The sequence below is a fragment of the Methylobacterium sp. 22177 genome (assembly GCF_052045615.1).
Taxonomy (GTDB): Bacteria; Pseudomonadota; Alphaproteobacteria; order Rhizobiales; family Beijerinckiaceae; genus Methylobacterium; species Methylobacterium radiotolerans.
The window spans coordinates 235,804-243,796 of the sequence record NZ_JBQEPK010000004.1; the positions used below are offsets into that span (position 1 = coordinate 235,804).

Genomic DNA, 7,993 nt, shown 5'->3' on the forward strand with positions numbered 1-7,993 from the left:
CCCGCGCGAGGGCGCGCGCCTCTACATGCGCTGCTGGACGATGCTCTCGGCCTTCGGGTCCGGCTCGTGTCCGGCCGCGCGGAGCAGCGGCACCACCTCGGCCGCCTCCCGCGCGACGAGGTAGCTCAGGTCGAGGCCCTCGCGGATGAAGCCGTGGCCGCGCATGTGCTCGAACAGGGCCAGCAGCGGCGCCCAGAACTCCGCCACCGAGACCAGCACCACCGGCTTCCGGTGGCGCCCGAGCTGCGCCCAGGTCAGCTGCTCGACCAGCTCCTCCAGGGTGCCGATGCCGCCCGGCAGGGTCACGAACGCGTCCGAGCGCTCGAACATCAGGCGCTTGCGGGTGTGCATGTCGGACACCACCACGGTCTCCTGGATGTCGGCCAGCATGTGCTCGCGCGCCTGGAGGAAGTCCGGGATGATGCCGGTGACGTGGCCGCCGGCGGCGAGCGCCGCCCGCGCCACCGTACCCATCAGACCGACATCGCCGCCGCCGTAGACGAGGCCCATCCCGGCCTGCGCGACCGCGGTCCCGAGGATCTCGGCGGCCGCGCGGAAGGCCGGGTCGCGGCCGAAGCCGGAGCCGCAATAGACACAGACTGTCCTCACCGGAGCCATCCGGCGTCCTCCTCGCGCGTCCGTTGCGTGCCGTCCAGAACGCGCCCCCGCCCGGCACTCCACGTGCCAAACTGCTGAATTCGCGTGGGATTCACCCGCCTGGGCGGCAGGACGGCTTGGTGTGGGGACCATGTACGGTATTATGGGCGGCGCCGTCGACGGGTTTTCGCGCGGGCGGAGGGCCGCCCGCCGGGCGGCGGCAGGATGAGGGGAGGCCTTCGTGGCGATGTCGAGACAGGTGCGGCGCAGTCTCGCCCTGGCGCTCGCCGGCCTCCTCGGCGGACTGGGCCTCGTGCTGGCGCTGTTCGGCGGCGACTCCCTGCGGCGGCTCACCGGCCGCGCCGGCCCCGAGACGTCCGCGTCGTCGGCGCCGGGCGGCAGCCCGCGCGGCCTCGCCGATCCGGGCGCCCTGGCCGGCCGCGCCGACCCGCCGATCGACTTCCGCGACGACAAGCCGGGCCGGGCGCGCCCGGCGCCGGGGCCGGGCCCCGCGGCGGCGCTCCCGCAGGATCCCCGCGCCGGCGCCGCCGGGGCGCCGCAGGCCGGTCCGGGCCGGGACGCGCGCCTGCCGGAGGCGGCCGAGGCGCCGCGCTTCGACATCGTCCGCGTCGAGCCGAACGGCGACGCCGTGGTGGCCGGCCGCGGCGCGCCGGACGCCGCCATCGAGATGCTGGTGGACGGGAAGCCCGTGGCCCGGGCCAAGGCCGACGCCAACGGCCAGTTCGCGATCGTGCCGCCGGCCCTGCCGGCGGGCGCCAGCACCCTCCGCCTGCGCATGACCGGCGCGGACGGGCGCGCGACCGAGTCGCAGCAGAGCGTCGCGGTGGACGTGGCCCCCGGCCGGGACCGCCAGCCCCTCGTGGCCCTGACCGCCCCGGACGCCGCCACCGTCGTGCTGTCGCAGCCCGGCGCGCCCGGGGCGACGGCCGACGCGCAGGGTGGCGCGCAAGGTGGCACGAAGGGTGGCGCGAAGGGCGGCGGATCCGGCACGAGGCCCGGCGCCGAGCCGGGCACCCGGGCCGCCGACGCGGCGCCGGCCGGGGGCGGGGAGACCCGCGCGGCCGCGGCGTCCGGATCGGCGCCGACCCGGATCGCCAGCGTGGACGTGCAGGGCAGCGGCCGCCTGTTCGTGACCGCCACCGGCACGCCGGGGGCGCGGATCCAGCTCTACCTCAACGACACGCTGATCGCCCCGGGCAGCATCGGGCCGGACGGCCGGGCGACCTTCACGATCGGGCGCGGGATCAAGCCCGGGCAGTATCAGGTGCGGATCGACCAGGTCGATCCGGCCACCGGCAAGGTCGCCAGCCGCGCGGCGGTCCCCCTCGCGGTGCCGGAGCCGACGCAGGTCGCCGCCCGGGAGACCGCCGAGCCCGCACCGGCCCCCGCCCAGGAGGGCGCGCGGGACCACGGCGGGCGCGATCGGGCCGCGCTGGCCGGTTCCGGTCGGGACGGGTCCGGGCAGGACCGGCCGGCGGCGGCCTCGCCCCCGGCCGCGGTCTCGAATCCCCGGCTGGCCGACATGGCGGGGCCGGACCGAGTCGGCGCGGTGTTCGTGCCGGAGATCAGCACCGCCCGGATCACCCGCGGCGACAACCTCTGGCGGATCAGCCAGCGCACCTACGGCCGGGGCGAGCGCTACACGGTGATCTACGACGCCAACCAGAACCAGATCCGCGATCCGGACCTGATCTACCCGGGCCAGATCTTCGTGCTGCCCACCGACAAGCGCGGCTGAGCGGCCCCGCCTACTCCACCACCTGATCGTCGCCCGCGAAGGCCAGGCGGCGCAGGCCGCGCAGGGCCCGGTCGAGCTCCTCCCGGGACGGCGAGGCCAGGGCGAGGCGCACCGCGTTCGGCGCGTGGCCGGGATGGACCGCGAAGGACGAGGCCGGCAGGAGGGCGATGCCCTGGCGCAGGGCCGCGGCCGCGTAGGCCTCGGCCCGCCACGTCTCGGGGAGCTCCAGCCAGAGATGGTAGGCCTGCGGATCGCCCACGACCCGCAGGTCGGCGAGCGCGGCCCGGGCGAGGGCCTGCCGGGCCGCGGCGTCCCGGCGCTTGGCCTCGGCCAGCGCCGCCGCCGAGCCCCCCGCCATCCAGTGCATGCCGGCCGCGAGCGACAGGCCGAGCACCGTCCAGGCGCCCTGCCGGACGGAGGCGGCGAGCCGGTCGGTGAGGGACGGCGGCGCGGCGATCAGGCCGACCGTCAGCGCCGGCATCACCCGCTTCGACAGGCTGTCCACGAAGATCACCCGGTCCGGCGCGAGGCCGGCGAGGGGCGGCGCGTCCGCCAGGAAGCTGTAGACCGCGTCCTCGACGGCGGTGAGCCCCGTCCGCTCCAGGACCTCCGCCAGGGCGGCCCGGCGCGCCGGCCCCATCGTGGCGCCGAGGGGGTTGTGCAGGGTCGGCTGGAGATAGACGCCGCTCAGCGGGGTCGCCCGGTGGGCCTGGAGCAGCGCCTCGGGGCAGACGCCCTCGGCGTCCATGGCGAGCGGGATCAGCGTGATCCCGAGCCGCGCCGCGATGCCCTTCACCCCCGGATAGGTCAGGGGCTCGCAGCCGATCCGCTCGCCGGGCGCCGCCAGGGCCGCCAGGGCGGCGGCCAGCGCCTGCCGGCCGTTGCCGGTGAACAGGATGTCGGCGGGGTCGGGGGCGTAGCCCGCCCGGGCCAGGAACCCGGCGGCGATCGCCTGCGCCGACGGCGTGCCGGCGGGCCCGTACTGGCTGAAGCCGATCTGGCCGTCGTCGCGGGCGAGCGCCGCCAGGGTCTCGGCCAGGACGGCCTCCTGCTCGGGCAGGCGCGAGTGGGTCCGCTGCAGGTCGAGGGCCGCCGGGGGCGGCTCCGGACGGAGCAATCCGGCGCGCCCCGGCTCGCTGCGGACGTAGGTGCCGCGCCCGACCTCGCCGGTCACCAGACCCCGGCGGGCCAGCTCGGCGTAGACGCGGCTCGCCGTCGAGACCGCGATGCCCCGCGCGTAGGCGAAGTCGCGCTGCGGCGGCAGCCGCGCGCCGGGGCGGAGCCGGCCCGCCGCGATGTCGGCCGCGAGCGCGTCGGCGACGGAGCGGTAATCCGCGGGGCGCATAATTGCTCCGAGGTCAATGTTTCGATTGATCCGAGGTTTGTATCGGATCAATGCTCCGCCAGCAATCCCGGCCGGACTGCATTCCCGCCACCGGATCGTCTGCGATGCAAGCCGTCACCCTGTCCCCGCCGCCCGCCGCCGCCCGTCCGACGGGCCGTCCGGCCGCGCGCCCGTCCCTGCTCCGCACGTGGCTGCAGCGGATCCGCACCCGCCGCGCCCTGGCGGCGCTCCACCCCGATCAGGCCCGGGACGCCGGCCTCGAGCCCTGGGACCTGCGCGCCGAGATCGCGAAGCCGTTCTGGCGGGCGTGAGACGGGGACATGCACGCAGCGCGGGTGATCCCGCGCGATCCCGGGCCTATATGCGGGTCTCGCGACACGCTCCCCGCGGAACCCCATGACCGACGACACCGCGCCCGCGGCCGGGACGAAGATCCCGGCCGAGCGCCCCGGCCTGATCGCCACCTACCGGCGGCTCTGGCCGCATCTCTGGCCGCACGGCCGGCCCGACCTGCAGCGCCGGGTGTTCCTGGCCTTCGGCCTGCTGCTCGCCGCCAAGCTCGTGACCATGGTGACGCCGTTCACCTTCAAGTGGATCACCGACGCCCTGGTCGCGGCGGTCGGCGGCAAGGACGAGGCCGTGCCCACCGGCCTCCTCGCCGCGCCGATGCTGCTGATCGCCCTCTACGGCGTCTCGCGGATCGCCATGTCGGCGCTGACCCAGGTGCGCGACGGACTGTTCGCCAAGGTGGCGATGCACGCAGTGCGGCGGCTGGCGCTCCAGACCTTCGAGCACATGCACCGCCTGTCCCTGCGCTTCCACCTGGAGCGCAAGACCGGCGGCCTGACCCGGGTGCTGGAGCGCGGCCGCGCCGGCATCGAGGAATTGTCGCGCCTGATGGTGCTGACCCTGGTGCCGACCATCGTCGAGTTCGTGCTGGTGCTCGGCGTGCTGGCCTACGAGTTCAGCTGGACCTACGCGGCGACCGCCTTCCTGACGGTCGCGGCCTACCTGGCCTTCACCTACAAGGCGACCGAGTGGCGGATCGCGATCCGCCGCCGGATGAACGCCTCCGACACCGACGCCAACACCAAGGCGGTCGACTCGCTGCTCAACTACGAGACGGTGAAGTACTTCGGCGCGGAAGCCCGGGAGGCCGGCCGCTACGACGAGTCGATGGCCAAGTACGAGAAGGCCTCGACGCAGACCTACGTGTCGCTGGCGGTGCTCAACGCCGGGCAGGCGGTGATCTTCACGCTCGGCATGACCGTGGTGATGTGGCTCGCGGCGCGCGACATCCTGGCCGGGCGCACGACGATCGGCGGCTTCGTGCTGGCCAACACCATGCTGGTGCAGCTCTCGATGCCGCTCAACTTCATGGGCATGATCTACCGCGAGATCAAACAGGCGCTGATCGACATCGACGACATGTTCCGCATCCTCGGGCAGAACCCCGAGATCGCCGACCGGCCGGGCGCCGCCCCGCTCGCGGTCGCGGGCGGCACGGTGCGGTTCGAGGACGTGCGCTTCGCCTACAACCCCGAGCGGCCGATCCTGCGCGGCGTCACCTTCGAGATCCCGGCGGGCCAGACGGTGGCGGTGGTGGGGCCCTCGGGCGCCGGCAAGTCGACGCTCTCGCGCCTGCTGTTCCGGTTCTACGAGCCGCAGGCGGGCCGGATCAGCGTCGACGGGCAGGACATCGCGGCGGTGACGCAGGCGTCGCTCCGGGCGGCGATCGGCATGGTCCCGCAGGACACGGTGCTGTTCAACGACACGATCGGCTACAACATCCGCTACGGCCGGGCCGACGCCACCGACGCGGAGCTGCGGGAGGCGGCCCGCCTCGCCCAGATCGACCGCTTCGTCTCGGGGCTGCCGGAGGGCTACGACACGCCGGTGGGCGAGCGCGGCCTGAAGCTCTCGGGCGGCGAGAAGCAGCGGGTCGCCATCGCCCGCACGATCCTCAAGGCGCCGCCGATCCTGGTCCTCGACGAGGCGACCTCGGCGCTCGACTCCTTCACGGAGGCCGAGATCCAGTCGGCGCTCGACCGGGTCAGCCGCGGCCGCACCACCCTGGTGATCGCCCACCGGCTGTCGACGGTGGTCAACGCCGACGCGATCCTGGTCCTCGACCACGGCCGCATCGTCGAGCGCGGCAGCCACGCCGAGCTGCTGGAGGCCGGGGGCGTCTACGCGGCGCTCTGGGACCGCCAGCGGGAGGCCGACGCCGCCCTGGAGGTGCTCCAGCGCGCCGACGCGCCGGTGCTCCCGCCCCGGTCGGGCCGCGCCGCCGTGCCGGAGACCGAGGCCGCGGAGTGACCGAAAGGCGACACGTGGAGAGCGCAGTCCGGGCGGGACGCAACCGGAAGCGGTAAGCGCGGTTTGCCGGTCATGCCGCACTTCTACCTGCACATCCGGGACGGTCAGTGGCTGGTCGAGGATCTCGACGGCGCCGACCTGCCCGACCTCGACGCCGCCCGCGCCGAGGCCGAGCGCTCCGCCCGGGCGCTCTTGGAGATCCAGCAGGTCGACGGCGCGGTGCTGGCCGGGCAGTCCTTCGAGATCGCCGACGCGTCGGGTCAGGTCCTGGCGGTGGTGCCGCTGAAGGACGTGCTCGAGCTGCCGTAAGCTCCAGGGCGCGGGTGGGACGGCCGGGATCGACCGCCCGAGGGCCCTACGGCCAGCCCCTACGGCCGCGACCGCACCCGGACCCCGAGCAGCTCCTCGAACGGCAGCACCATGGCGCCCTTGTCCCGGTCGCCGTGGCCCTGGCGCAGGGCGGTCTGGTAGGTGGCGGTGGCGGCCGCGGTGACCGGCATCGGGAAGCCGTTCTCCGCCGCGACCGCCGCGGCGGCGACGAGGTCCTTGTAGGCCGCCCCCATCGGGTAGCCCTCGTCGAACTGGCCCCGGAGGATGCGCGGCACGAAGTACTGGGCCGCGTAGCTCCGGCTCGTGCCCGTGGTGACCACCTGGGCGACCTGGTCCGGGTCGAGCCCCATGGCGACGGCCATCGGCAGCACCTCGGCCAGGGCCGCGATGTTGATGTCGTAGAGCACGTTGTTGATCGTCTTGGTGAGCTGGCCGGCCCCGGCCGGACCCATGTGGAGGATTGTCGTGCCGATCCGCTCCAGGAGCGGGCGCACCCGCGCGACCGCCCCGGCCGCGCCGCCGCACATCACGGTGAGCGTCCCGGCCTCGGCGCCGGCCGGCGCGCCGGAGACGGGCGCGTCCACGAAGGCGCGCCCGGTCGCCGCCACCGCGCGGCCGACCGCCAGGGCCTGGGCGTGCGCGACGGTGCTGAGGTCGACCACGACCGCGCCCGGGGCGAGGCGCTCCGCGAGGGCGCCGGTCCCGAGCAGGGCGGCCTCGACCGCGTCGCCGTTCGGCAGGCACAGGAACAGCACCTCGGCGCCGGCGGCCCGGCCGGGATCGGTGGTGGCGACGAGGCCCGGCCCGTCGAGACCGGCGAGGCGCGCCGGGTCGGTATCGATCGCGACGAGCGTCTCGGCACCGGAGGCCCGCTTGGCCGCGAGGTTGCGGGCGATGGGGTGCCCCATCGCGCCGAGGCCGATGAGGGCGAGGCGCGCAGCCATGCGGGTGTCCCTGTTCCGAGTGTCCGGGCGCCCGCCCCTCCGTGCGGGGGAGGCGCCGCGCCAGCATGTCGCCGGACGCGGCCGCCTTCCAGTCCCGATCCCGGCATCCGTGGGAGACCCGTCACCCCGGATCCCATGGCGGCCCCCGGGCCGCGCCCGATCGTCGTGCGACGGCCCGGACGGCGGGCGTCCCCGGCCGGGCCAGCCGCGCCATGCCGCCTCTCCCGCTCACGGAGACGGGCCTGCTTTGGCCACCGAGCCTTGACAATGTTCCTATTTTGTGCTTCCTGACCGCACCTGTCCGCGGCGCCTCGGGAGCGATCCCGGGGCGTCCTTCGGGGGCCTGCCCGGTGGCTGACCGGTCGGGTCCGGGGACGGGGCGGCGCCCGCGTCGGTGGCTCTCAGCCGCCATCGCCCCGGGCGGCGGACCGGTGCGGGGCGTGCCTCGGACGCGGGCGTGAGACCGGGCGGCACTCTGCCCGGCGGGGGAGGAAATGCCCCCGCGCCGACCCGCCTCTGGGCTGACCCTGAGCGACCTGCGGACCCGCCCACGACGAGGCGGGGGACGGCTGGAAGGCCACGGCGCCGATGCGGGTTCCGGGGGTTGCGGGCACGGCGTGCGCGCACCTCGCCCGAGACCGCTAACGGGGAGTCGCAGGACCGGGACGTCGGAGACGCCGCGACGAGAAAGACGGCAGC

General features: G+C 75.4%; 7 protein-coding genes. 4 read left to right on the top strand and 3 right to left on the bottom strand.

Annotation, left to right across the window (positions count from 1 at the left end; genetic code table 11):
- Positions 1 to 21: 21 nt before the first annotated feature.
- Positions 22 to 618: a TIGR00730 family Rossman fold protein gene (locus ACTJK8_RS07215; RefSeq protein ID WP_012318910.1), complete on the bottom strand. Its 597-nt coding sequence runs from the start codon at positions 616 to 618 to the stop codon at positions 22 to 24.
- A 226-nt stretch (positions 619 to 844) separates the two neighbouring features.
- Here ACTJK8_RS07215 and ACTJK8_RS07220 point away from each other — a divergent pair, with 226 nt between their 5' ends.
- Positions 845 to 2,356, top strand: coding sequence for a LysM peptidoglycan-binding domain-containing protein (locus ACTJK8_RS07220; RefSeq protein ID WP_440761752.1), 1,512 nt, complete (start codon positions 845 to 847; stop codon positions 2,354 to 2,356).
- A 10-nt stretch (positions 2,357 to 2,366) separates the two neighbouring features.
- Here ACTJK8_RS07220 and ACTJK8_RS07225 read toward each other — a convergent pair whose 3' ends face one another.
- Positions 2,367 to 3,701, bottom strand: a complete 1,335-nt coding sequence (locus ACTJK8_RS07225; RefSeq protein ID WP_029361560.1) for an aminotransferase-like domain-containing protein — start codon at positions 3,699 to 3,701, stop codon at positions 2,367 to 2,369.
- A gap of 104 nt (positions 3,702 to 3,805) precedes the next feature.
- On the opposite strand from ACTJK8_RS07225, the gene ACTJK8_RS07230 reads away from it, so the two are divergent.
- From ACTJK8_RS07230 to ACTJK8_RS07240, 3 genes are all read left to right on the top strand, one after another.
- Entirely contained in the window at positions 3,806 to 4,012 is a 207-nt protein-coding gene (locus ACTJK8_RS07230) for a DUF1127 domain-containing protein (protein ID WP_053621182.1), read from the top strand.
- Between the two features lie 85 nt (positions 4,013 to 4,097).
- Entirely contained in the window at positions 4,098 to 6,020 is a 1,923-nt protein-coding gene (locus ACTJK8_RS07235; RefSeq protein ID WP_012318906.1) for an ABCB family ABC transporter ATP-binding protein/permease, read from the top strand.
- Positions 6,021 to 6,092: 72 nt separating this feature from the next.
- Positions 6,093 to 6,329 (top strand): DUF6894 family protein, encoded by a 237-nt coding sequence (locus ACTJK8_RS07240; protein ID WP_012318905.1) that lies wholly within the window; start codon positions 6,093 to 6,095, stop codon positions 6,327 to 6,329.
- A 59-nt stretch (positions 6,330 to 6,388) separates the two neighbouring features.
- On the opposite strand, the gene ACTJK8_RS07245 is transcribed toward ACTJK8_RS07240, so the two are convergent.
- On the bottom strand, positions 6,389 to 7,294 hold the full coding sequence (locus ACTJK8_RS07245; RefSeq protein ID WP_058607302.1) for an NAD(P)-dependent oxidoreductase: 906 nt from the start codon (positions 7,292 to 7,294) through the stop codon (positions 6,389 to 6,391).
- Positions 7,295 to 7,993: the final 699 nt, after the last annotated feature.